The following is a 24514-nucleotide window of genomic DNA, read 5'->3' as shown; positions in this document are numbered from 1 at the left end:
GATGGCCGTAAAACTTATTGCCGTAGACATGGATGGAACCTTTCTGAACCCGCAACATGAATACAATAAAATCCGTTTTCGCGAGCAATATCAGCAACTGCTGGCGCGCGATATCAAATTTGTGGTGGCCAGCGGTAATCAGTATTACCAGCTTAAATCTTTCTTCGATGACATCGATGAACAGATTGCCTATGTGGCGGAAGGTGGGGGTTATGTCGTCGACAAAAAAGAAGAAGTTTATTGCGGCAAACTCGAACCTGAACAGGTCGCTGACGTACTGCACTGGATCAGCCGGACACCGGGCATTAACACCATCGTTTGCGGCAGAAAGGGCGCGTATGTACTGAACGGCACCGATGAAGCCTTTATCAGCCGGATGCGTCGTTACTATCACCGCCTGAGCAAAGTGAGCGATTATGCCGAAATCAACGACACGATTTTCAAATTCGCGCTTAGCTATAGGGAGGATGACGTCTATCCGCTTATGGGCGAAATTACCCGCCATCTGGGCAATATTGTTGCGCCGGTTACCAGCGGGCACGGTTCGGTTGATCTGATCATCAGCGGAAATCACAAAGCCTGCGGCCTGCAAAAAATCCAGAAAATCTACGGTATCCGGGATGAGGAAGTGCTGGCCTTCGGTGATAGCGGAAATGATCTCGAAATGCTCAGCTATTGCGGATTTGGTTTTGCGATGGAAAACGCCTCGGCAGCAGCCAAAGCTGCCGCAAAATACACGGCACCATCAAACAGCGATGAGGGTGTGCTGAACATTATCGATGATGTGCTTAATGACCGTGCGCCGTTTGCCTGAACGACGAAAGACTGAAAAAAAGTGAACTGAAACAAAAGGCTGCCAGAGAACGGGCAGCCTTTTTAATTGTGCAAAAACTTAAGGTACGTAGTCCGGAGGAACATCGTTGTTTCCCGGCGGGGCCGGATAGTAGTCCGGTGGCACCTCTGACTGTGCCTGAGGTTGCGCACTGTAACCATAGCTGGCATCGACCGGCACTTTATTGCCTTTGGCATACATGCACTGGGTGTAGACGGTATCGTATTGATTCTGCAAATTACCGCTGCTGGCACCTGCGCCGTTACTGCCCATCGCGCTGCCAATCAACAAACCACTGCCTGCGCCAACCAGCGCGCCCGCTCCGGCCTGATGAGACGCCGCGCCTAGCAGCGCACCCGCCGCTGCACCTACAACGGTGCCTGCCGCGGCGGTATTGACTGCGTTATTGTTGGCTGTTTGTGCGCCGCCGTTAACACTGTTGTAGGCGTCATTCCGGCAGGCCATTTCATCCATACGGAATTGCTGATAATCCTTACCGGTGCCGGGTAACACCATCACATCGGGCCGGGTGGGAGGAGAAACGCAGCCGGAAAGCGCTGCAGTCAGGGCGATAACCGCCAGCGGAGTGAACCTGTTCATGAAATTATCGCCTGTTAACGCGGTGCGGAATCACCTACAACCACCTTCATCCAGCCGCGCGGACAGCGCTGCACATGCGGATAGTAGCCCGCAGGATTCTGGCAGTAATAGGCATAGTCAGGAGTTTTCTCAACATATGTCTGCGGTTGTGCTGGTGTAACGTAGACCACCGGCGGCGGCCCGTAATACACCGGAGGCGGTGGTGGTCCCCAGGGGATGCCGACGATAATGCGCGGTCCACCGTATCCACCGTGATAGTAGCCGTGACCATAATAACCATGCCCGTAATAGCCATAGGCAAACGATGCAAAGCTGGCAGACATCAGCACGCCAGCGGTCAGCATCAACAACAACCTTTTCATAACAACCTCGACGCGCAATGATCGGATACAGGGAATGGCTTAAATGCCACCATTCCTGAGCGTAACGATACGCCCAAGTGTGGGAAAAGGTTGGCGGGAGATCAGGGTGAATCTGACAAGGTAACGCCAGCAATTGTGAGCAAAAAATTCACGGGAAAAGATTACTTTACGAACATCGGAGAGGGCGTGGGAATATCGGGGAAAACCGCCCGGTTCTGTTAAAAAACCAACCCGGYGGCGGATGAGATGCGGCGTTAAATCAGGATTTTTTCTCTGCCGTAAAGCGTCTGAACGCTTCAAGCGTTTCATCGCTGACGTGATGCTCAACACCTTCTGCATCGAGGCGCGCGGTTTCGGGGCTGATCCCAAGGGCAATAAAGAACGCTTCTACGACGTTATGACGCTCGCGGTTTTCCGCTGCCAGCCGCTCACCTTCAGGCGTAAGGAAGGTTCCGCGATAGGGTAACTGATGAACCAGCCCGGCATTGGCCAGTCGTTTGAGCGTTTTTGCGACGGTAGGCTGAGAAACCCCCAGCCGCGCGGCCAAATCGACCTGACGCGCTTCGCCAAATTCGTGGATTAAGTCTGAAATCAGCTCAACGTAATCGTCCATTAATTCCCGGCGATGTGCCTCGCGCACCTGTAAAAAACCCTGAGCGTGTTCTTCCACATCCAGTAATGGATTTATTTTTTTTTCTTTCACTACGCCTGCCTCTTTCTTGCTCAACGGTTTTTACCGTTGCCGCGTACACCACGGCAACTCACGCATTGTAAACCAAGTACACACATCTACCAATTTCTGAAAACTTTGCCTTGGCTATGGAGTATAGCCTGTGCTATACCTGAATAATAAACCGCCGGTTAATGCGCAGAGTGACAGGAGAGATTTGATGGAAAAAGGACAAAGCATTTTAAAATTATTCAGCTATTCGCCGTTTCGTTTGCGACTGATGCTGGTCGGGATGATCGTGGCGCTGATCACCGGAAACGCGCAGGCGGCCGAAAAAGACAAAAAGAAGTTTAAAGTCGTCACCACTTTCACAGTGATCCAGGATATCGCGCAGAACGTTGCCGGTGATGCGGCGACGGTAGAATCCATCACCAAACCCGGCGCAGAAATTCATGATTACCAGCCGACGCCGCGTGACATCGTGAAAACCCAGTCGGCGGATCTCATTTTGTGGAACGGTTTTAACCTTGAACGCTGGTTTGGTCGTTTTTTTGCCAACATCAGGAATGTGCCTTCTGCGACAGTGACGGACGGCATCGCGCCTCTGCCTATTCAGGAAGGACCGTATGTCGGCAATCCAAACCCTCATGCCTGGATGTCCGCGAAAAATGCGCTGGTTTACGTCGAAAATATCCGCGCCGCGCTGGTGAAATATGACCCTGAAAACGCCGCCGTTTATGACCGCAATGCTAAAAATTATGCCGAAAAAATCAGCCTGCTCGATGCGCCGTTGCGTGAGCGTCTGGCGAAAATCCCGGAAGGACAGCGCTGGCTGGTGACCAGCGAAGGCGCGTTCAGTTATCTGGCGAAAGATTATGGATTGAAAGAAGCCTACCTGTGGCCGATCAATGCTGAAGAACAGGGTACGCCGCAGCAGGTGAAAAAAATCATCGATCTGGTGCGTCAGCAAAATATCCCGGTGGTATTCAGCGAAAGCACAATCTCGGACAAACCGGCGAAGCAGGTCAGTAAAGAGACGGGCGCGAAATATGGCGGCGTGTTGTATGTCGATTCACTGTCTGCCGCTGACGGGCCGGTGCCGACTTACATTGATTTGCTGAAAGTCACGGTGAGTACCATCGCAGAAGGGTTCGGACAATGAGTGACACCAGGCTGCATCTCAAGGTTGATGATATTTCGGTGACCTACAACAACGGGCATACCGCGATTGAGAATGCCTCGTTCACGCTGCACGGCGGCTCGATTTGCGCACTGCTGGGCGTGAACGGCAGCGGTAAATCCACGCTGTTTAAAACCATTATGGGGATTATCCGTCCGACGCACGGGCGGGTGACACTTGATGGCCTCAATGTCGCCAAAGCACTGAAACAAAATCTGATCGCGTATGTGCCGCAGTCGGAAGAGGTGGACTGGAATTTCCCGGTGCTGGTGCGGGATGTGGTGATGATGGGGCGCTATGGCAAAATGTCGTTTCTGCGCATTCCCTCACAGGAAGATAAAAAACAAGTTGCTTCCGCGCTGGCGCGTGTTGGGCTGACGGAGCTGGCCCACCGCCAGATTGGAGAGCTTTCCGGCGGTCAGAAAAAACGCGTTTTCCTGGCGCGTGCGCTGGCACAACAAGGGCGGGTGATGTTGCTTGATGAGCCGTTTACCGGCGTGGATATCAAAACTGAAAACGCCATTATCGAATTGCTGCGACAACTGCGCGAGGAAGGACATCTGATTCTGGTGTCGACGCACAACATCGCCAGCGTGCCCGATTTTTGTGATCGCGTGGTGCTGATTAACCGCACGGTGATGGCTTCCGGTCCGCTGGAAACTACCTTTACCCATCAGAATCTTGAAAATACCTTTGGCGGTGCGCTGCGTAATATCGGCTATCTGGTGCCACAAGAACCGGTGAGGCGGGCGGTATGACCGAACTGTTGCTGGAGCCGTTTCAGTACAACTATATGGTGAAAGCCATCTGGGTGAGTGCGGGGGTCGGTGCTGTGTGTGCATTTTTATCGGCGTATCTGATGCTCAAAGGCTGGTCACTGATGGGCGATGCGTTGTCGCATTCGGTAGTGCCCGGTGTCGCGGGCGCTTACGCGCTGGGCTTTCCCTACGCGATCGGCGCATTCGGGACCGGTATTCTGGCCGCACTTTGCATGACACTGTTGCGTCACTTCACCAAACTGCGGGAAGACGCGATTATCGGTTTTGTGTTCTCCACGTTCTTTGCCCTTGGCCTGTTACTGGTGTCGCTTAACCCGACATCCGTTAACGTGCAGTCGATTCTGTTCGGCAATATTTTAGGGATTGATGACGCCGATATTTTACAGGTACAAATTATTGTCGGCGTTTCGCTGCTGGTGCTGTGTCTTATCTGGCGTGACCTGCTGGCGGTATTTTTCGACGAAGCGCATGCGGTTTCGGTCGGCCTTTCGCCGCTGTGGCTGAAAGTGATTTTCTTCACTATTTTCAGCGCGTGCAGCGTAGCGGCGTTACAAACTGTCGGCGCAATTTTAGTGATCGCAATGGTCATCACACCCGGCGCAACGGCCTATCTGCTGTCAGACCGTTTTTCACATCTGCTCATTATTTCTGTGATCATCGGTGCAGTGACCAGTGCAGCGGGGGCATGGCTGAGTTATTTCCTCGATGGTGCAACCGGCGGGGTGATTGTTTGTCTGCAAACCACCGTCTTCCTGCTGGCGTTCTTGTTCGCGCCGAAACATGGCTGGCTGGTGAATCATTTCCGCATTAAAAACCGGAGCCGCGCATGATGTCCTGGTTTGATGTGCTGATGGAGCCGCTGAGCTTCGATTTTATGCAACGTGCTCTGCTGACCGCTGCGGCCACCAGTATCGTCTGCGCAATGTTTTCCTGTTTTCTGGTACTCAAAGGCTGGTCGCTGATGGGGGACGCCATTTCTCATGCGGTCCTTCCGGGCGTAGTGCTGGCCTATCTGGCAGGAATTCCGCTGGTGATTGGCGCGTTCGGTTCCGGCCTGTTTTGCGCGGTCGCGACGGGTTTCATCAAAGAACATTGCCGGGTGAAAGAAGATTCGGTAATGGGGATCGTCTTCTCCGGTATGTTTGCCGGTGGTCTGGTGCTGTTCTCGCGGGTGAATACCGAGCAGCATCTCAGCCACATTTTGTTTGGTAACGTGCTGGGTGTGACCGACAGTGAAATGTTGCAAACCCTGATTATCGCCGCTGTCGTGACGATGGCGATTATCCTCAAATTTAAAGACCTGATGCTGTTTTGTTTTGATCCTGTACAGGCGAAAGTCATCGGGCTGCCGGTACGTTTTTATCACTATGCGTTGTTGTGTATGCTGGCACTGACCATTGTCGCAGCGTTACAGGCTGTCGGTGTGGTGCTGGTGGTGGCGATGCTGATTACGCCGGGCATTACGGCGTTTCTGCTGTGTAAGACGTTGACGAAGATGCTGGTGGTCTCCGTGACAACGTCACTTTTTGCGGCCATCTCAGGCACTTTTATCAGCTTCTATATTGATGCTGCGACTGGGCCGACAATCGTTCTGGTGCAGGCGGCCATTTTCCTGCTGGCGCTGACGGCGAATTTACTGCGCAAATCGATTAAGCCGCGTCAGGCCGCACCGAATACTTAGTACCGGCGCGTCAGGACGCCGTATTCCCTTTTTGAGCGATTCTGATGACGCCGCTGGCTACCTGCCGCATAAAAGCCTACCATCGATCAGCAACACACGGGTTTATTGAAGTTCAATGAAGTAAGAGTTAAGGATTGTTATGAGCGAAGTTGCAAGTTCCATCAGTGTTGGCGATAGCTTTACTGTCAAGAACGGCTCAACCCATGAAGTCACTGGCTTTGTGAAGAAAGGCGAAAGAATTTACCCGACGATCAAAACTGATCACGGCGATTCGAACTTCACCTTCATCAAAGAAATTGTTTCAGTGAATAAAGCGTAACGTTAACGACCTTCTCTATGATCGCGGCCTGTTTGTATTAAGCAAAGAGCAGGCTGCGTGATGTGATTGCCTTCAGAAATCCTTCCTGCCTCACCTCTGTCTTTGCTATACCCTATGTCTTTTGATGCACCAGCCCTGTCCGACGGACAAAACGGGTGGAAATCATTTAACGATATACCGGCAGTAAATTTATGCTCGACAGAATGTGCACTACCGCATTCAGTACGCCAAACAACAGCACCAGCACAATCATTTTATTGCCGCCCCATACACGGTAGAGCGGGCTGCCGAAGCGCTGGCGTGATGCCCGTGCCATCAGTGCCGGAACAATCACCGCCCAGACCGTGGCGGCGAGACCTGCAAAACCAATCGCGTAAATAAAACCATCCGGGTAGATCACACCACCAATGATTGGCGGCACAAAAGTGATCAGTGCGGTTTTAAATCGACCGGTACGGCTGTCGTCGAATTTGAAAAGGTCAGCCAGATAGTCGAATAACCCGAGCGTCACGCCCAGGAATGAACAGGCCACGGCGAAGTTGGAGAAAATGGTCAGCAACAAATCCAGCCCCGCACTGTTGAGGATCTGACTCAGCGATTGCACCAGCACATCAATATTGCCACCACGTTCGGCGATGCCAATAAACGCCGTGCGTGGAATGTTACCCATCGTGCCCAGCATCCAGATGACATACAGCCCGAGCGCCATAAGGGTACCCAGCAACAGGCATCTTTTGATGATCTGCGGGTTCTTGCCGTAATATTTCATCAGGCTCGGTACGTTACCGTGATAGCCAAACGAGGCGAGACAAAACGGCAGCGTCGCCAGCACATACGGTGTGTAACTCGGGTTCAACTCCACGCTGTTAAGCAAGTTTACCGGTTTGATGTGCCACAGTAAGCTGCCAAATGTCAGGAAGAAGGCGATGATTTTGGCACCCAGCACAATTGCGGTCATGCGACTCACGGCGCGGGTGCTGAGCCAGACAATAAACGCAACTGCCAGTGCGGTCAGCAGGCCGCCGAGGCGGGGAGAAAAGCTCACTGCCATTTCGCGCAGCGTATGTTGAATAACCGAACCGCTGGCAGAAATATAAGCATAAGTCAGGATATACAGCACGAACGCGATGGTCATGCCATTCAGCCGGTTCCAGTTTTTCCCCAGCAAATCGCCGGTGACGGTATTAAAACTCGACCCTACAGGATAGTTAAGATTCGCTTCGAGGATCATCAGGCCGGAGTGCAGCATACAGAACCAGGTAAAAATCAATGCGGCAACTGACCAGAAAAACCAGGCTCCGGACATCACCACCGGCAAAGAAAACATCCCTGCACCGATGATAGTTCCACCGATAATCATTGCGCCACCCAATACAGAATGCTGCGGAGCGGTCACGGAAAGCGTCGCCATAGTGCGGATCCTCGCGTGGCTTTTATCACGATTCGTTAAGTGAATTGCTGTAAAAGATTTGATATGAAAATTGTCCGAAAATCGCGCGTTTATGCTGCGGTCAGGGCCATGAGCGCAGCAATATAGTGGATTTAAGCACTGATGTACACTGTTGAACTAGCTTGCTGGTACAAAAGTAGTTGTTATCACGTTCAGCGGGGCGGGGAGGCAGGAGATGTGCACGCAGGATTATTTTTATTCGACTTTTTGGTTACTTGCCTTATCAATATCTTTGGTATAGGTCACAGATTTCATTATGTTTTCTAATATGGCATAGATTAAAAAACCTGTTCGTAAATACAGGGTTGACACACGATTTATAACGAGTAGATTAGAACTCAGCACCAGAGAGAAATGGGATGAAAATTTTATTTCGCGGTGCATTTAGCAGGTTGATAAACTTGCAAGTAATGAGATGCGATAAAGGCCACGAAGTATTTTAGTTTGGGTGATTCAACACCGGATTGTCATTTAAAATCCGTGAGATGATGCTTTAAGGCCATGCAGTAAAGCTGTAAAATCGCATGATGTGGAAGAAAACGCGATGATGTAACGCCTTGTTAGTCAGAGTAATGTTCGCGATTTGGGTACGTTAAGTCTGAAATCGAGAATATCGCGACGAGAGTAAGGTCACGCATCAAAGAGTATATATCGCGAGGGTGATGTACTCATTTATCCCGACTGAAAACCGGTATAAGTGAAATTAACAGGATACCGATGTTATTCCACAAAATTATAGGAGGATAGCGTTACCTGGCTTCAAAATATATCCTGTGAAAATATGTGCATCTTTAGAAGTTGTAATATGTAATTAAGTTGATGAATGTTAAATATTAATTTGGTAGTACCTTAAAAGCCCCGGTTTAACAACTGGGGCTTTTATATTTTAACTGCCAGATTTTAATTACTTTCCGCTAATCGCCCCTTCCAGAATGGCTTCCGCACCCAGACAAACGAGGAAACACACCAGGGTGGTTTCTTTTTTTGCCGAGGCGGCAGGCAATGCACTTTCCTCATCACTGATCGCATCACCTTTTGACAGGCTGACGTCCGCAATGCTGATTTCGCCATCCATGACATACAACCACTGTGCAAATCCCGGATGTGCCGGAATTTCCGTGGTGGTATTTTCATCCATGCGGATGTCATAAACATATACTGCCTGACGAATTTCCAATGGGGATTCAATCCCTTCCGGCGCGGCCAGCAGCGTCCATTCGTTTTGCTTTACGCCGTCCGGACGTTCCATGAACTGCACACGACTCTCGAGGTTTGCTTTGCGCGGACGAATGAAAATCTGCAACATTTCGGCGGGCACCAGCGGCGTGGATTCTTCATGCCAGAAGCTTTCTCCGGCATTCATCATCATCAGCTTTTTCGGTGAGAGCGATATCCGATGACCGGCAGAATCTTCGTGCACCATCGAACCGCGCCACATATAGCTGAAGATTTCATCGTTGTTATGCTCATGCATTTTCACCAGCGTACCCAGTTCCAGGTTGGCATGATCGATAACACTGAGCGGTCCGAATGCATCATCGCTATTTTCGGGCAGAATTTTCCCGGGGCGCATGCGGCGGATACGGAACGGGCCGTATTCGAAGGTGGTTTTAGGCTCAGCACGTAAAACGTTAAACATAATTTCTCCGGCAGGAACAGCAATGCGTTGTGTAAGTAAAAATCAATATACTGTTTCTTAACATATGTCTTTAAAGCAGATCCAGCAACGCATTCAGTTCATCAATCTTTTGTTGCCACTGGCGTTGCAGTTCCGGTTTCTGATGCTTTGGTTTGCGCGCCAGGTCGTCTTCCAGCTTGTTTTCCAGCGCCATCAGTGTCGCCAGCAAGCGTTCCTCTTCAGTTTCCTGAATCACCACGCTTTCCAGCCTCACGTCCGACACCGGCGCGTCGGCAGGAGGAACCGCGCCTGCCAGAATCGCATACACCGGCGTGGGGGAATGCCATTCTTCCAGACGCTGCTGGTCTATCAGCCAGAAACGGTTGCAGCTTTGCTCGATCAGCGTCCTGTCATGGGAAACCATCAGCACTGCGCCGCTGAAGGTTTTCAGCGTTTCCGCCAGCTCCTCTTTACCTTCCAGATCCAGATGGTTGGTCGGCTCATCAAGTAACAAAAGGGAATAGTTCGCCAGCGTCAGGCCGATAAACAGCAGCCGTGAACGTTCGCCACCGCTGAGCGTGCTCACTTTTTGCTGATGACGGATATACGGAAATCCCGCGCCAATCAGCGCCATTTTTCGCTGTTCTTCGGTCAGCGGCGCGAAATGCGCCAGGGCATCAGAAAGCGAATCGTTATCCTGCAATTGATGTTGGTTCTGATCGTAATAACCCATTCGCACGCGCGGGTGGAAAATCACGCCTTTGACCGTCGTTTCCGGGCAGATAAACGCCTGCCACAAACTGTGCAGAAGGGATGATTTACCGCAACCGTTACGCCCGACCAGCGCGATACGATCGCCGCTCTTCACCCGCATTTCATCAAGGGTGAACAGCACCGGGGCATCAGGCGCCGGTCGCACCTGTAAATCAGCCAGCGCCAGCACGCGATCCGCCGCCAGCGCTTCGCCGTTCAGGCGAAGTTTCCACTGATTGCCTGCGGTGACGTCAGTTTGATCTTCCTTCATGCGCACCACGTGTTTTTCCATTTGCTTGGCCTTGCGCGCCAGTCCCTCATTGTCGTAAACGCTGCCCCAGACGGCCAGCCGTTTGGCGCTCAGTGTCACGCGGTCAATTTCCTTTTGCTCCGCTTTACGACGCAGTGCGTCGGCAATGTCTTTTTCTTCCAGCGCCTGACGTGCCTGGGTACAAGGCAGGCGGATAAATTGCAGCGTTTTATCGCGCAGGATCCAGGTTGAGTTGGTTACGCTGTCCAGCAGACTGCGGTCATGGGAAACCAGCACAAAGCTGCCCGCCCAGTTTTTCAGAAACTGCTCCAGCCACAGTAATGTCGGCAGATCCAGATGATTGCTTGGCTCATCGAGCAGCAGTAAATCCGGCTGGTGGATCAGCGCCCGCGCCAGCAGCAGACGGGTATGCTGGCCGCCACTGAGCGTACCCGCCGTCAGTTCCCAGGCATTTTCATCAAAACCCAGGTCCGAAAGCAGCACCTGCGCCTGCCAGGGTTCGGGCTGATGAAGGCTGCCGGGCAGATGACCGAGCACCGATTCCAGCAGGGTACAATCATTGAGTTCTGCGGGAAGATGCTGTTCAACGCGCGCCATCAGGCATTGATTCGCCAGTGTCACGGTGCCGGAGGAGGCCGCCAGTTCACCGCTGAGGATTTTCAGCAAGGTGCTTTTGCCGCAGCCGTTATGGCCGATGAGACCAATGCGGTCGCCTTTTTTCAGGCCGAAGGAAATCTCAGCCAGTAACGGGCCGAAGGCGTTATCGAAAGATAAAGATTGTGCGGATAATAAAGTCGTCATGAATGCTTACTCAGGTTTTCAGGCACAAAGATGCCTGTCGTCAGAAAAGCCGACGATAACCGGTAAGCCGGAGGGAAGTTCTCAGGTTGTCAGTTAGCTTCGCTCAAGCAGGTTATCGCGGCACGGTGCCGGAAATGCCTGAGCAGTGACGATCGCTAAGGACGAGTGAAATTAAAAAAACTTCACGGGTCAGCATGGCAATCCTCCTTATATAACGTTGGTGAATGAATGAGCTGATTATATTGGGGATTATTGAATTATTCCAGTCAGAGCAACTCGTTAAAACGCATAACGCCATCCCAGCCGTCCACTCATGAGAGGGACGGCGCTGATTTGCGTGTCGTGATGCGATTAAGCTTCAACGACTTCATTTTCCAGCTTCTGCCTTTTTCGCAGGCCGGGGAACCAGGTCATCCACAATCCGACCACGATCAGCGTGCCGACACCGCCGATGGCTGCGGCGGGAACTGCGCCAACCCAGGCGGCCAGCAGACCGGATTCAAATTCACCGAGCTGATTCGAGGTGTTTATGAAGATGGAGTTCACGGCGCTGACACGACCGCGCATGTCATCCGGTGTATCAAGCTGTACCAGCGCACCGCGGATCACCATGCTGATCATATCGAAACCGCCGAGAGCAAACAGCGCCAGCATCGATAACCAGAGCGAAGTGGAAAACGCGAAAACCAGTGTGGCGGCACCGAAACCGGCGACGGCGGCGAACATGATTTTTCCGACATTACGGTTGAGTGCGCGGTGGCTCAGCCAGAACCCGACGATCAGACCGCCGACCGCCGGTGCGCCACGTAGCAAGCCTAATCCCCACGGACCGGTATGCAGAATGTCGTGAGCGAAAATGGGTAACAGGGCGGTTGCGCCACCGAGTAAAACCGCGAACAAGTCGAGCGAAATCACGCCCAGCACGTCCGGGCGGGCGCGGATAAAACCAATGCCTGCGAACAGCGTTTTGAAGGTTGCCGGTACACGATGCGGCTGTGCCTGTTCATAGCGTAAACGGCTGACCATTACGATAGATAACAGATACAGACAGGCGCACACGGCGTATGCCACACCCGCGCCCGCGACATACAGAAAGCCACCCAGCGCCGGGCCAACCATCGACGCGGCCTGTCCGGAAACGCTGGTGGCGGCCATTGCGCGGGCCAGCAAATTCGGTGGCACCAGCGCGGGCAACATCGACTGTAATGAAGGGGCTTCCATCGCTTTGGCAGTCGAAATCACGAAAATCAGTCCGAGCACGACCACTTCATTGACGTGATGTGTCAGCGTCAGATAAGCCAGCGAGCCAATCGCCACCCATTCGGCGATTTGCCCGAGCAGCACCACGCGGCGGCGGTCAAACTGATCGGCAACGTGGCCTGCCACCAGCGCAAGCGCGACGGAAGGTAAAAACTGCACCAACCCGATCAGCCCGAGATCAAACGCCCGGCCGGTGATCGAATAAATCTGCCAGCTCACCACGATGGAAAGCATCTGGAAACCAAAGCTGGACGCTGCACGGGCGATCCAGAAAGCGACAAACGAGCGGTGCCGTAACAGTGAGTCTGAATTACCGGAAGCAGCAGACATGACAAATCCCTGAAAAATGAAAGATGCCGTGTCTGTGGTTTTTGAAAACTCGTTAGCCCGGCAATTATTGTGAATACAAATTATTAACAAACAATCCGAGTTCTATGTTTATCATAAAAAGTTCAGCAAATCTTCATCTCACATTGTGAAGAAACTATGCAGGTGACGGGCTAAGACTTCCGGTTGTTCCTCCGGAATGAAATGGCCGCTGTGAGGGATGATGATGCCGGTGACATTTTCAGCGAAAGCGCGCAGGGGAACGGCCATGTCCGGGATCGAACCCTGATCGGCGCTGACCGCCAGTACCGGCATTTTTAATTTTCCGGCACGATTAAGTGTGCGGTTCTGTTCCGCAGATTCAGTAACCGAACGATAATACGCCAGCCCGGCGCGCAGGCCGCCGCTTTTGAGGAACACCCGCAGATACTCGCTGATATCGTCATCTGTGAAGGCATCCGGCGCAGCGGTTTTCCGGCGCAAAAACCAGTCGAGATAGACACGTTCGTTACCGGCGATCAGCGCTTCAGGCAAATCAGGCAATGTGTGGAAGGCAAAATGCCAGGTTTTCCACGATTTGTCCGGTGTGACCGGCAGCACGTCCGGCAAGGTGATTCCGGGGATCCCCGCATCCAGCAGCGCCAGGTGTTGTACTTCCTCGCCATACATCGCCGCGCAGGGATAAGCGACCCACGCGCCGACGTCATGCGCTGCCAGCGAGTAACGCTTATGCCCGAGAAGCTGCATTAACCCGTGGATTTTCTGCGCCAGACTTTGTGTGTCGTAACCGGTCTGCGGGCGGTCCGAATCACCCTGACCGGGCAGGTCTGGTGCCACCAGCCAGAAATCCTGTGCCAGCGCGTTCATCACATTACGCCATGCGTACCAGGTTTGCGGAAAACCCGCCAGCAACAGCAAGACTTTGCCTTGCGGATTACCGCCGCTGACGTAATGCATCCTCACGCCTTCGACCGTGGCGTAGCGATGGGTAAAACCGCAAAGGGTGGGGTCAGCCACTGCAAAGGGTTCGGCAGTAACAACAACAGAAGGGGTCATCTCGTTCATAGCCAATCTCCGTTATAGTCATATTTAGGAAATAATCATTTCCTAAATGAGAAAAAATTTTTAATCGAGAATTTTAAGCGCCAGTTCCAGCGTGGTTTCGCTGGCGTGATTGTTTTCGACTTTACCGGCGACACGCATGCCCAAAACAATCCATAACATCAGGGATGACGCGGCCTGCGCATCGATATCCGGGGTGACAGAACCGTCTTGCTGGCCCTGTTCAATGAGGGAGGTCAGGAACAATTTATTGCGCATAATAGCCTGACGCACCAGTGCGGCGAGTTCCTCATCCAGCGTGAGTAATTCGACGGTGCTGCCGACGACCAGACACCCGCGGCGGCCTTCAATTTCATGAGAAGAACGCAGATAAAAACGCAGCACTTCGGCAATGCGTTCGCGGCCGGTGGAGATGCGTTCAATTTGCTGGCGTAACTGGGTATTTCGCCGTGAGGTGTAACGTTCAAATACGTTGAGAAACAGGGTCCTTTTATCGCTGAAGGCTTTGTAAATACTGCCTGCAGTAAGGTTCATGGCCTGACTCAGATCGCTGATGGACGCCGCATGAAAGCCTTTTTCGCGAAATACCGTCATGGCGTTATCCAGTGCAAGTTCAGTATCGAATTCACGCGGACGACCGCGATCCTTCGGTGAAGGGAATGCCATAAAAAATGCCACCATTAGGAAATGTTTATTTCCTAATGGTGGCATTAACACAAAAACTGATCAAGCCCTTTGTCAGCTCACTTCATATTTACCAGCGCAGTTCACGGCCTGAATATTCAACAAAGTGATGGCCACCTTTGCCGCGCCAGGCTTCGAACTGATCAACGATGCCGGTGGCGCTTTCGGCCACGGTCAGCGTGGCATTTTCACCGCCCATATCGGTCTGTACCCAGCCCGGATGCACGGAAAGCAGCGTCAGTTCTTGTTTTTCAATCTGTGCCTGCAACCCGCGGGTCAGCATATTCAGCGCAGCTTTACTGGCGGAATAAAGCGGATAAGTTGCCACGTCATTCTCATTGAGACTCGACAGCTCAGAGGTCATCAGCGCCAGCACACCGGTACGGTGGTTCAGGAAAGGCAGTAATTCACTGGCGCAACGCACAGGGGAAATGGCGTTAGTCAAAAATAGCTGAATAATTTCTTCGTCGCTGGCCTGATCAATATCCTGATGATCCGGACCAAATACGCCTGCATTCACAAAAATCAGATCAAAATGGCTTTCGGACAGCGCGTCTTTCACCGCTTCCCGCGCTTCGGATTTATTGATGTCCAGTTTTACCCATTCAACAGCCGCCGGTGTTTTGGCCGGAACGGCATCACGTGTTGTGGCGGTGACCTGCCAGCCGCGTTTTGCGAGTACATCCACCACACCCAAACCGATACCGCGTGATGCGCCGATGATCAATGCTTTCTTAGAGTCAGTCATATTCATCCTTTTATAATCAAAGCGTTAACGTCAATTTGTTGTTTTCATTTAATGCGCGAAATCTCTTCAGTGTTACGGGCAGTATGAGTCAGCAAGGCGGCTGCAACAATGGGCTGGAGTCTGATTTTGGCCGCCGGACTGATAGATAACCGGGACGCGCCGTCGGAGCGCCTGATGATGGACGGGGACTTTATGGACTGCTGAAAGGCGGCTTCAATCACCTGTGAGCCCAGTGACTATGGCGCGATTGTGGTTGAAGGCGTGGTAACGTTCATTGTTAACGATGCTGGCAACCAGGTGTTTGATGACACACTGTGCATCATAAAAAGATGCCCGCGACAGGCGGGCAATAAACATCAGTTTTGAAATTTGATCGGGTAGAACCAAATAAGCATAGCGGAGTAATAATTATCCAATCAAAAGGATAACAGCCCATAAATAGCTGTGTTCGCTGCATGAGGTCAGTATTGGGACGCAAAAAAGCCCTCGCGAACGAAGGCCAGTGAATCATCACTAAATATTTAGTTTTGGAACGAGAGCGATGCTCCCGAAAACATACTAGTCTCTTCCGGGAATTTGGCTTAATGAAATGGGTTTAGTAATTAAAGAAAATTCACTGCCGTTTTGAGCAATTCAGATGAGAATGGGATGAAATTCATGTCCTGCGCAAACTTTATCCAATTATTTCAGTTATTATGTTAAATCTGATGTTCAGGTTTACTGTTTACTGGAGTAACTATGCAAGGTAAAAATTCGGCTTTTGGAGAAGGGTGCAGGATGGTAGGCGAATGCTGCTTAATGTTTGCTCAGGCGGGTGAAGACTTTAGCGCGGGACGCATAGTCTTATGCCTTAAGCGCGCGCAGGACGAGGCTATAGACACAAATGGCAGACCCAACATTGCTTTACAGCTCGCGATACGACGGCTTCAGGGCTGGTAACGTTAAACATAAAATAACCGCCTGGTGACGGTGCTTTTTCAAATTCTCAAACGAGATACAGCCCTTCTTAACTGAATTGCAGGTGCATCTGAAGTAATAGAGACCTGTCTGTAAAAAACGCCTCACATTTATTGATGTTCTTTCAGCCGCCAGGCATTGCAGCTCCGCTAACAAAGAACCACACCATAAAACCAACAGCACCTGCCAGTACAATGATTGGCGRTATGAATTTCATTTTCATCTTATCGTTACTCTAATTAGTCAAATTTCCCGACATGGGCGCGCTTCATACCTTAATAAACTCAACCTCGAGGCTGATTGAAATCGCCCATAAGGAAGAGTGCCGTACCATCCTGTACCCGGGAAAAAAGATAATGATAGTTTGGGTGCCAGGAGTGGCATTGCACTTTACAGATCAGGCTTACATCAGTCATCCGCATTTTTCCATATATTTTGCAACATCGCATGATTCACGTTTCTATCCCCTGGCATTCCCCCAATCCCAATCGGCTATTTGCAGCAAATTTTGTGATTTACAACAGACTTTCACGTTGCCAGCCTCTCGGTGAATGAGTACCGTTGTTCTTTTGAACGGACCGGCAAAGGTGAATAAAGCATGATCGCCATAAAATGGGTAAGTCTCGGGTTTGTTCTGGTTTTACTGCTGTCTTTCGGATACAGCTACGCGAAAGCGACACAAACACGGACAGAACCTGCAGGCCAGAGCTGGTCAACGGCACGACGGACTTCAGCCGGTATTGCGCCGGATCCTGCCAGACTGAAAAGTATCGCTATTATCCAGATTTATGCTGCACCGACTTATGGCTGGCGCGGGCTGGTGGCGGTGCATCCGTGGATAATTTACAAACGTGAAGGGGAAACAGAGTTCACCCGTTATGACGTGATCAGCTGGGGCAGCACCAACGTAGTACGCCGCGATTATGCTATTCCAGATGGGTATTGGTTTGGCTCGCAGCCCCGTATACTGGTTGATCACCGCGGCGCGCAGGCGCAGATTATGATCCCCAAAATAGAAGCAGCGATCAAAAGTTACCCGTATCCGCATACCTATCACGCGTGGCCGGGGCCAAACAGCAATACGTTTATCGCCCACATCGGCCGTGAAGTGCCGGATCTGCAGCTTGATCTTCCTTCCAATGCGATCGGCAAAGATTACCGCGGCATTACCAATCCGATCGGTTTACCGCCATCCGGGCGCGGCGTGCAGGTTTCTTTGCTGGGACTGCTGGGCGTGACGCTGGGTGTGGAAGAGGGCATTGAAGTCAATGTGCTGGGGCTGAACCTGGGCATTGATGTGAAGAATCCGGCGTTGCGTTTGCCGTTTGTCGGGCGGGTAGGCTTTGATAATCCGGGGAAAGCGGAGCTTTAACGATGTCAGTGCGCAACAGGCCGGTACGAGGTACCGGCCATACACATCAGAACGACGAATGTTTATAAGACCGGTATTCCGGTTTCCAGAATTCGCTGGTGAGACGACTCTGTAACTCATCTTCTGAAACTTCCGGTGCCACGCCTTCCCGTTGCGCGACGCGCGCCACTTCGGCGGCAATGATTTTAGACACATGCTGAATATCGGCAATAGCCGGTAATAATGACCCTTTTCCGGTGGTCGCCAGCGGAGAAAGGCTGGCCAGCGCCTGACTGGCAGCCAGCAACATGCTATCGGTCACGCGGCGCGCTCCCGACGCCAGAATGCCTAACCCCAGCCCGGGGAAAATATACGCGTTGTTACATTGCGGGATCGGGTACGTGTGATCCTGATAATGTACCGGTGCGAACGGGCTGCCTGTCGCCATCAGCGCGGCACCTTCGGTCCAGGCGATCACGTCCTGAGGACGGGCTTCTGCACGGGAAGTCGGGTTCGAGAGTGGCATGATGATCGGATGATGGCAGTTGTGATGCATCTCACGGATGATCTCTTCGGTAAACAGCCCCGGTTGCCCGGAAACGCCAATCAGAATGGTTGGTTTGGAATGATGCACCACGTCCTGCAACGAGATATTCTGGTTGTCCACATTCCAGTGGCTGATTTTGTTTTTACTTGTCACCAGTTTACGCTGGAAATCGAGCAAATTCGGCATGTCATCTGTCAGCAGGCCAAACCGATCCACCATAAAGACCTGACTGCGCGCTTCGTCTTCGGAAGCACCTTCTGCCACCATTTGCGCGATGATTTTCTCCGCGATACCGCAACCGGCAGAACCTGCGCCGAGGAAGGTGACCCGCTGGTCGCGTAGCCGGGTGCCTGCGGCATGACTGGCGGCAATCAGACAGCCCAGCGTGACCGCCGCGGTGCCCTGAATATCATCATTGAAACAGCACAACTCCTCGCGGTAGCGCTCCAGAAGTGGCATAGCATTAGTTTGCGCGAAGTCTTCGAACTGAAGCAGGACATCCGGCCAGCGGGTTTTTACCGCCTGAATGAACATATCCATGAATTCATTGTATTCGCCGTCGGTAATGCGCGGGTGGCGCCAGCCCATGTACAGCGGATCGTCGAGGCGCTGGGCGTTATTCGTCCCGACATCAAGCATGATCGGCAGCGTGTTGGCCGGGTTGATTCCACCGCAGGCGGTATAAAGCGAAAGCTTGCCGATAGGAATGCCCATGCCGCCAATCCCCTGATCACCGAGTCCCAGAATGCGTTCGCCGTCGGTGACAACGATCACCCGGATGTCATTTTTGGAGAAGTTTTGCAGCATTTCATCGATATGCTCGCGATCAGGATAAGAGATGAACAGGCCACGGGCACGGCGGTATATATCGGAGAAGTGTTCACAGGCCTCGCCGACCGTCGGGGTGTAGATAATCGGCAGCATTTCTTCCAGATGTGAATTCACCAGGTTGTAGAAAAGGGTTTCGTTGGTGTCCTGAATATTGCGCAGGTAGACATGCTTGGAGATATCACGTTTGAAATCAGAGAATTGAGAATAAGCGCGGTCAGTCTGTTCGTTGATAGTTTCAACCTGATTGGGCAGCAGTCCGTTAAGATTGAGCGCCAGACGTTCATCGCGGCTGAAGGCCGAGCCTTTATTGAGCAGCGGGTTTTCGAGTAATAATGAACCTGTGTAGTGGGTGTAGAGCGGGCGTTTTTTTAACATCATTAAGCCTTAGAACATTTGAACTCAGTTAATTTCCGGTACGTTATTTCCCGTTGCCGGATCCCTCACAGTAAAATCCTATAACCGGTCGAATTAGTGTATGAACTACCAAAATAAAACCAATGGCCATAGCAGCCTGAATAAGATGATTGTTTATTATTTGTTTTTTATAACACGACACAGGCACTGATTCCGGTTACTTAAATTACAAAAACGTTTTAATACTTTTTTAGTGATGAGTTCTGCATAATGTTTTTGAATGTTTCCGGATGGTTCAAGTTGAGTAAATACATTATATGATATTTAAGTGAAATTAATGGTTTAATTATAACTCATTGTATTTGATGTGATTTGTTATTAAGTAATTATTGTTATTATTGCCATAAAGGCAGATGTGACACGGGTCACAATGATGTCTGGTTTTAAATAATATAACTAACCGCCATTTTGTTCCTTCAATTATCTCATCAACAATAATAAAGAAAAGGTCATATTATGCCGACATTACTCTTATCCTCATTATTTCCTTTAGTGTTTATTATGGTACTAGGCTGGCTGAGCGGAAAACTGGGTTATATGAAACGTGACGATGCTACGGTATTAGCCACGGTAGTGATCCGTTTCGCGCTGCCATTACATCTTTTTATCGGTGCATTACATACTGATCCGGCCAAGATTCAGAATTTATCGTTTATGGCAGTGTTGGTGATTGGCCTGATGGGCTCTTATTTGTTGACGTTGTGCATCTCGCGCTGGTTTTTCCGCCATGACATCAAAACCAGCGCCATTCAGTCGCTGGTTTGCGCGTTCCCGGATATGGCTTACTTTGGCGCGCCTGTACTGGCGGTGCTTATCGGGCCGGAAGGTTTTCTGGGGGTGCTGGTCGGTAATCTTATCACCAGCGTGCTGATGATCCCGCTGACGATTGTGTTGATCCGCATGGGTGACAAAAACAGCGATTTGGCTCAACAGGGCAGCCTCGGCAAGATGATCCTGAATAATCTGTTCAAAGCCGTACGCAATCCGATTGTCTGGATCCCGGTGCTGGGTGTGGCGATGAGTCTGGCTGGCATTAAAATTCCGGAACTGTTGTCCTCGTCGGTGGAAATGATGGGTAAAACCGCAGGCGGGATTTCTCTGTTCGCGCTGGGTCTGTTGTTCTTCGGCGAGCGCCCGACGCTGAATATTCATACGGTCACTAACATCGGCATGAAAAATCTGATCCAGCCCGCGATTATGGCCGCTGCCGGTCTGGCATTTGGGCTGAGCCATACGCTGATGCAGCAGGTGGTGATCATCGGCGCAACGCCTTCCGCCATTGCTGCAGGTATGTTCGCCGTGCGCAGCGACACCTATGTGGAATCTGCGTCTTCCTCAATACTCATCGGCACTGCACTGGGCATAGTGACAGAAGGTCTCGTGATTTACATGATGTCGTAAATGCGCTGATTTGCGACATGTTACCCATAAAAAAGGCCCGCCATTTCTGGCAGGCCTTTTGTCTTTCAGCAGGCGTTTATTTCACACACTTCGCGCAGGTATTTGCATGAATTTGCTGGAAGAAATCGTTGCCTTTGTCATCCACCAGAATGAATGCCGGGAAGTTTTCGACTTCGATTTTCCAGATGGCTTCCATTCCTAATTCAGGATATTCCACGCATTCCAGGCTCTTGATGCTTTGCTGCGCCAGCACCGCTGCCGGGCCACCGATGCTGCCGAGATAGAAACCGCCGTGTTTATGGCAGGCGTCGGTCACCTGCTGGCTGCGGTTACCTTTGGCCAGCATGATCATGCTGCCGCCGTTGGATTGCAGAAGATCCACGTAAGAATCCATGCGTCCTGCGGTGGTCGGGCCGAGAGAACCAGAAGCGTATCCTTCCGGGGTTTTCGCCGGGCCTGCGTAGTAGATCGGGTGATCTTTGATGTATTGCGGCAAGCCTTCGCCGTTATCCAGACGCTCTTTCAGTTTGGCGTGTGCGATGTCACGGCCAACGATAATCGTACCGCTCAGGGAAAGACGGGTAGATACCGGATATTCAGAAAGTTGCGCCAGGATTTCAGGCATCGGACGATTCAGGTCAACTTTCACCACCCCCGCTTCGCCTTGCTCACGCAGGGCCTCAGGGATGTACTGGCCCGGATTGTCTTCCAGTTTTTCGATCCAGATACCGTCACGATTGATTTTGGCTTTGATATTACGGTCTGCGGAGCAGGAAACGCCCATCCCGACCGGACAGGATGCACCGTGACGCGGCAGACGTACTACGCGGATATCGTGGGCAAAGTATTTGCCACCGAACTGCGCGCCGAGACCAAGATTGTTGGCTTCCACCAGCAGTTCCTGTTCCAGATTGACGTCGCGGAATGCCTGACCGTGTTCGTTACCTTCCGTTGGCAGACCGTCATAGTAATGGGTGGACGCCAGTTTTACGGTTTTCAGCGTTGCTTCAGCAGACGTACCGCCAATCACGAACGCGATATGGTAAGGCGGACAGGCTGCCGTGCCCAGCGTGCGCATTTTCTCAACCAGGTAATCTTTCAGCTTCGCCGGGGTAATCAGCGCTTTGGTTTCCTGATACAGGTAGGTTTTGTTGGCCGAACCGCCGCCTTTGGCGATGCACAGGAATTTGTACTCGTCACCATCGACACTGTAGAGGTCGATTTGTGCAGGCAGATTGGTGCCGGTGTTTACCTCTTTGTACATATCCAGTGCGGCATTCTGGGAATAGCGCAGGTTATCCTCGATGAAGGTGTTATACACACCCTGAGACAGGCTGGCTTCGTCGCCGCCGCCGGTCCAGACTCGCTGCCCTTTTTTACCCATGATGATTGCGGTGCCGGTGTCCTGACAGGTCGGCAGAATGCCTTTGGCCGCAATTTCAGAATTACGCAGGAATTGCAGCGCAACGTATTTGTCGTTTTCGCTGGATTCCGGGTCATGAAGAATGGAAGCCACTTGTTGCTGATGCGCCGGGCGCAGCATGAAAGAGGCATCGTGGAACGCCTGTTGCGCCAGAAGCGTTAACGCCTGCGGTTCCACTTTTAACACTTCTTCGCCGTCGAAGGTGCTGACGGAGACATGTTCTTTGGTCAGCAGATAATATTCGGTGTCATCTTTGGAAACGGGGAAGGGATTTTGATAATAGAACGGTTTGTTCGACATTGTTTTCTCACTTTTTCCGTTTTTGTCGCCACGGGTGGGACTGTTGATGCGGTATAGCAGGGGTGTTCGGGGCGACGTTTATATTCGTTCTGTATGTTGCCAGCCAAATACACAGGCTGGCAACGGGGTTTATATGTTTTCTTTCAGTAAATGCTCTGTTAATGCTTTGTGGGTGATTTTATCGCCACAATCAGAACATCATCATCATCCACGGATAACCGATGACCAGTAAGGCAATCAGGAAGATGGCTCCGAAGATAGTGCCGAGACGCCAGTAATCTTTGGTTGGCAGATAACCGCTGCCGTAATAAATCGGGCTTGGGCCGGTACCGTAAGGTGTGATGATCCCCATAACACCCAGAGACGTCACCATCAGCAAACAGAATACCTGCATGTTAATGCCAGGGATTGCCGCGCCGATGGTCAGCATAGCCGGTAACAGGGCGGTGGTGTGCGCCGTGGTGCTGGCGAAAAGGTAATGCAGCAGGTAGAACGCCAGCAGCAGGGCAATTGTCGCCGCGCCCGGGGAGATACCGCCCATCAGTGCTGCGCCTTCTTTACCCAGCCAGGCGATGAAACCGGTGCGGGATAAGCCGTCAGCCAGTGCTACCAGCGTGGCGAACCAGGCGAAGGTATTCCAGGCCGGTTTGTTGCTGGTGATGTCGTTCCAGTTCAGAACGCCGGTCCACAGCATCAGTACTACGACCAGCAAAGCAGCCATGGCCGGTTCGATAAAGCTCGCAGCGAAAATCCACATCGCCAGCGCGCAGCAGACGAACACCAGCAGCAGGATTTCGTGACGGGACATTCTGCCCAGTTTTGCCAGCTCAGCGGTTGCCCAGCGCGGCACTTCGTCATTGATTTTCACTTCCGGCGGGTAGAACCAGTACGCCAGCAGCGGCATAGTCAACAGAAGCAGCAGACCGACAGGCAGGAAGGCGATGAACCAGGTGCCCCACGAAATGTTGATACCGGTTACGCTGTTCACGATACCCAGCGCCAGCAGGTTAGGCGCCAGTGCAGAGAGAAACATCGAACTGGTGATACAGGCTGCGGTGATCGCCACCCACATCAGGTAAGAACCGATTTTACGTGCGCTCGGGTCGTTCGGTTTTGAGCCATACAACGGCGGCAGGTTAGCAATGATCGGGTAGATCGTGCCGCCGCTGCGCGCGGTGTTGGACGGTGTGAAGGGTGCCAGTAACAGATCAGCAAAGGTGATGGCATAACCGAGCGTCAGGCTGCGGCGGCCAAGATATTTCACCAGAATCAGCGCCAGACGGCGGCCGAACTGGGTTTTATCGTAGCCGGCGGCAAACATGAACGCGCCGAAGATTAACCATACCGTGGAGTTGCCAAAACCACTGACCGCCCATTTGAAGGACTGTGCTGCGGTTTTGAATTTAGGATCCGCCAGTTCAGCCGGGCTGAAAAGCAACCACTGGCTGAAAAGGGCGATGACCACCACACCGGTTAAGCCGATAACGGCCCCCGGCAATGGCTCGAAGATCAGACCGATAATGACGCCCACAAAGATGGCGAAGAAGTGCCAGGCATGAGGTTCCAGACCGGCAGGTACAGGAACGAGCAGCAACAGCACGGACACCAGCACGGGAAGTACCATAAAGATCCAGCGATTTTTTTTGCCGGATTCGGCTTTTTTCGCTGGTTCTTTCACCGCAGTTTTTGATATTTCGCTCATAATATTTATCTTAGGTAGTTAGGAATATTGTGATGATGCATAGGTAAGATGTCGTTTGGTTTTTTTAGTTACTTAATCTTTTTTTTAATTATTCAATAGTGGCATGTTAATTGCCTCGTTATTGTTATTTTTGTTAAGTGCTTACTATTCCCCGTAAGAGGGAGGAAATGTTTATATAATGCGTTTTCCCT

21 protein-coding genes are annotated in these 24514 nt (G+C 51.7%); 8 read left to right on the top strand and 13 right to left on the bottom strand.

Features of this window, described 5'->3' with window-relative positions; all coding sequences use genetic code 11:
• Window position 1: 1 nt before the first annotated feature.
• Window positions 2-814 (top strand): Cof-type HAD-IIB family hydrolase, encoded by an 813-nt coding sequence (locus tag AC1DUO_RS09840; RefSeq protein ID WP_037032902.1) that lies wholly within the window; start codon window positions 2-4, stop codon window positions 812-814.
• A 78-nt stretch (window positions 815-892) separates the two neighbouring features.
• Here the strand turns inward: AC1DUO_RS09840 and AC1DUO_RS09835 are convergent, their stop codons facing one another.
• The 3 genes from AC1DUO_RS09835 to mntR all read right to left on the bottom strand — a co-directional run bounded on the left by AC1DUO_RS09835 (window position 893) and on the right by mntR (window position 2497).
• Window positions 893-1432, bottom strand: a complete 540-nt coding sequence (locus AC1DUO_RS09835) for a glycine zipper family protein (protein WP_119262297.1) — start codon at window positions 1430-1432, stop codon at window positions 893-895.
• A 14-nt stretch (window positions 1433-1446) separates the two neighbouring features.
• A complete protein-coding gene (locus AC1DUO_RS09830; RefSeq protein WP_013578198.1) occupies window positions 1447-1794 on the bottom strand; it encodes a hypothetical protein in 348 nt (115 codons plus the stop codon).
• 259 nt (window positions 1795-2053) lie between these two features.
• Window positions 2054-2497: a manganese-binding transcriptional regulator MntR gene (gene mntR / locus AC1DUO_RS09825; RefSeq protein WP_013578199.1), complete on the bottom strand. Its 444-nt coding sequence runs from the start codon at window positions 2495-2497 to the stop codon at window positions 2054-2056.
• A gap of 187 nt (window positions 2498-2684) precedes the next feature.
• Between mntR and AC1DUO_RS09820 the strand changes: the two genes are divergently transcribed.
• The 5 genes from AC1DUO_RS09820 (at window position 2685) to AC1DUO_RS09800 (ending at window position 6423) form a co-directional block, all read left to right on the top strand.
• Window positions 2685-3626: a metal ABC transporter substrate-binding protein gene (locus AC1DUO_RS09820; protein WP_112151390.1), complete on the top strand. Its 942-nt coding sequence runs from the start codon at window positions 2685-2687 to the stop codon at window positions 3624-3626.
• The gene (locus AC1DUO_RS09815; RefSeq protein WP_037032910.1) at window positions 3623-4402 is read left to right on the top strand and encodes an ATP-binding cassette domain-containing protein; all 780 of its coding nucleotides are present in this window, start codon (window positions 3623-3625) and stop codon (window positions 4400-4402) included. Before AC1DUO_RS09820 ends, AC1DUO_RS09815 begins: the two co-directional genes overlap by 4 nt.
• Window positions 4399-5253, top strand: coding sequence for a metal ABC transporter permease (locus tag AC1DUO_RS09810; RefSeq protein WP_013578202.1), 855 nt, complete (start codon window positions 4399-4401; stop codon window positions 5251-5253). The genes AC1DUO_RS09815 and AC1DUO_RS09810 overlap by 4 nt, the downstream gene beginning before the upstream one ends.
• On the top strand, window positions 5250-6104 hold the full coding sequence (locus AC1DUO_RS09805) for a metal ABC transporter permease (protein WP_119262296.1): 855 nt from the start codon (window positions 5250-5252) through the stop codon (window positions 6102-6104). The genes AC1DUO_RS09810 and AC1DUO_RS09805 overlap by 4 nt, the downstream gene beginning before the upstream one ends.
• Window positions 6105-6243: 139 nt before the next feature.
• Window positions 6244-6423, top strand: a complete 180-nt coding sequence (locus AC1DUO_RS09800) for a hypothetical protein (protein WP_013578204.1) — start codon at window positions 6244-6246, stop codon at window positions 6421-6423.
• 166 nt (window positions 6424-6589) lie between these two features.
• On the opposite strand, the gene mtr is transcribed toward AC1DUO_RS09800, so the two are convergent.
• The 7 genes from mtr to AC1DUO_RS09765 all read right to left on the bottom strand — a co-directional run bounded on the left by mtr (window position 6590) and on the right by AC1DUO_RS09765 (window position 15397).
• Entirely contained in the window at window positions 6590-7834 is a 1245-nt protein-coding gene (mtr, locus tag AC1DUO_RS09795) for a tryptophan permease (protein ID WP_013578205.1), read from the bottom strand.
• Between the two features lie 943 nt (window positions 7835-8777).
• Complete coding sequence (locus AC1DUO_RS09790; RefSeq protein WP_014416696.1) at window positions 8778-9512, bottom strand: pirin family protein; 735 nt, start codon at window positions 9510-9512, stop codon at window positions 8778-8780.
• Between the two features lie 70 nt (window positions 9513-9582).
• Window positions 9583-11316 (bottom strand): ABC-F family ATP-binding cassette domain-containing protein, encoded by a 1734-nt coding sequence (locus AC1DUO_RS09785; protein WP_014416697.1) that lies wholly within the window; start codon window positions 11314-11316, stop codon window positions 9583-9585.
• 351 nt (window positions 11317-11667) lie between these two features.
• Window positions 11668-12906, bottom strand: coding sequence for an MFS transporter (locus AC1DUO_RS09780; RefSeq protein ID WP_013578276.1), 1239 nt, complete (start codon window positions 12904-12906; stop codon window positions 11668-11670).
• 138 nt (window positions 12907-13044) lie between these two features.
• Entirely contained in the window at window positions 13045-13968 is a 924-nt protein-coding gene (locus AC1DUO_RS09775; RefSeq protein WP_013578277.1) for an alpha/beta fold hydrolase, read from the bottom strand.
• A gap of 60 nt (window positions 13969-14028) precedes the next feature.
• On the bottom strand, window positions 14029-14631 hold the full coding sequence (locus AC1DUO_RS09770) for a TetR/AcrR family transcriptional regulator (RefSeq protein ID WP_223509562.1): 603 nt from the start codon (window positions 14629-14631) through the stop codon (window positions 14029-14031).
• A gap of 88 nt (window positions 14632-14719) precedes the next feature.
• Window positions 14720-15397, bottom strand: coding sequence for an SDR family oxidoreductase (locus tag AC1DUO_RS09765; RefSeq protein WP_013578279.1), 678 nt, complete (start codon window positions 15395-15397; stop codon window positions 14720-14722).
• A gap of 1555 nt (window positions 15398-16952) precedes the next feature.
• Here AC1DUO_RS09765 and AC1DUO_RS09760 point away from each other — a divergent pair.
• Window positions 16953-17726, top strand: a complete 774-nt coding sequence (locus tag AC1DUO_RS09760) for a DUF3750 domain-containing protein (protein WP_013578282.1) — start codon at window positions 16953-16955, stop codon at window positions 17724-17726.
• Between the two features lie 46 nt (window positions 17727-17772).
• On the opposite strand, the gene AC1DUO_RS09755 is transcribed toward AC1DUO_RS09760, so the two are convergent.
• Window positions 17773-19458 carry an NAD-dependent malic enzyme gene (locus tag AC1DUO_RS09755; RefSeq protein ID WP_014416698.1) on the bottom strand — a complete coding sequence of 562 codons (1686 nt, stop codon included), beginning with the start codon at window positions 19456-19458 and terminating at the stop codon, window positions 17773-17775.
• A gap of 495 nt (window positions 19459-19953) precedes the next feature.
• Between AC1DUO_RS09755 and AC1DUO_RS09750 the strand changes: the two genes are divergently transcribed.
• Window positions 19954-20898, top strand: a complete 945-nt coding sequence (locus AC1DUO_RS09750; RefSeq protein WP_013578284.1) for an AEC family transporter — start codon at window positions 19954-19956, stop codon at window positions 20896-20898.
• A 76-nt stretch (window positions 20899-20974) separates the two neighbouring features.
• Here AC1DUO_RS09750 and fumA read toward each other — a convergent pair whose 3' ends face one another.
• On the bottom strand, window positions 20975-22621 hold the full coding sequence (gene fumA / locus AC1DUO_RS09745) for a class I fumarate hydratase FumA (RefSeq protein WP_013578285.1): 1647 nt from the start codon (window positions 22619-22621) through the stop codon (window positions 20975-20977).
• A 190-nt stretch (window positions 22622-22811) separates the two neighbouring features.
• Entirely contained in the window at window positions 22812-24323 is a 1512-nt protein-coding gene (locus AC1DUO_RS09740; RefSeq protein ID WP_013578286.1) for an anion permease, read from the bottom strand.
• Window positions 24324-24514: the final 191 nt, after the last annotated feature.

The sequence above is a fragment of the Rahnella sp. P4_A8 genome, assembly GCF_056402435.1.
Note: the sequence above shows the minus strand (reverse complement) of the source record. Positions and strands in the feature narration are given on the sequence as shown.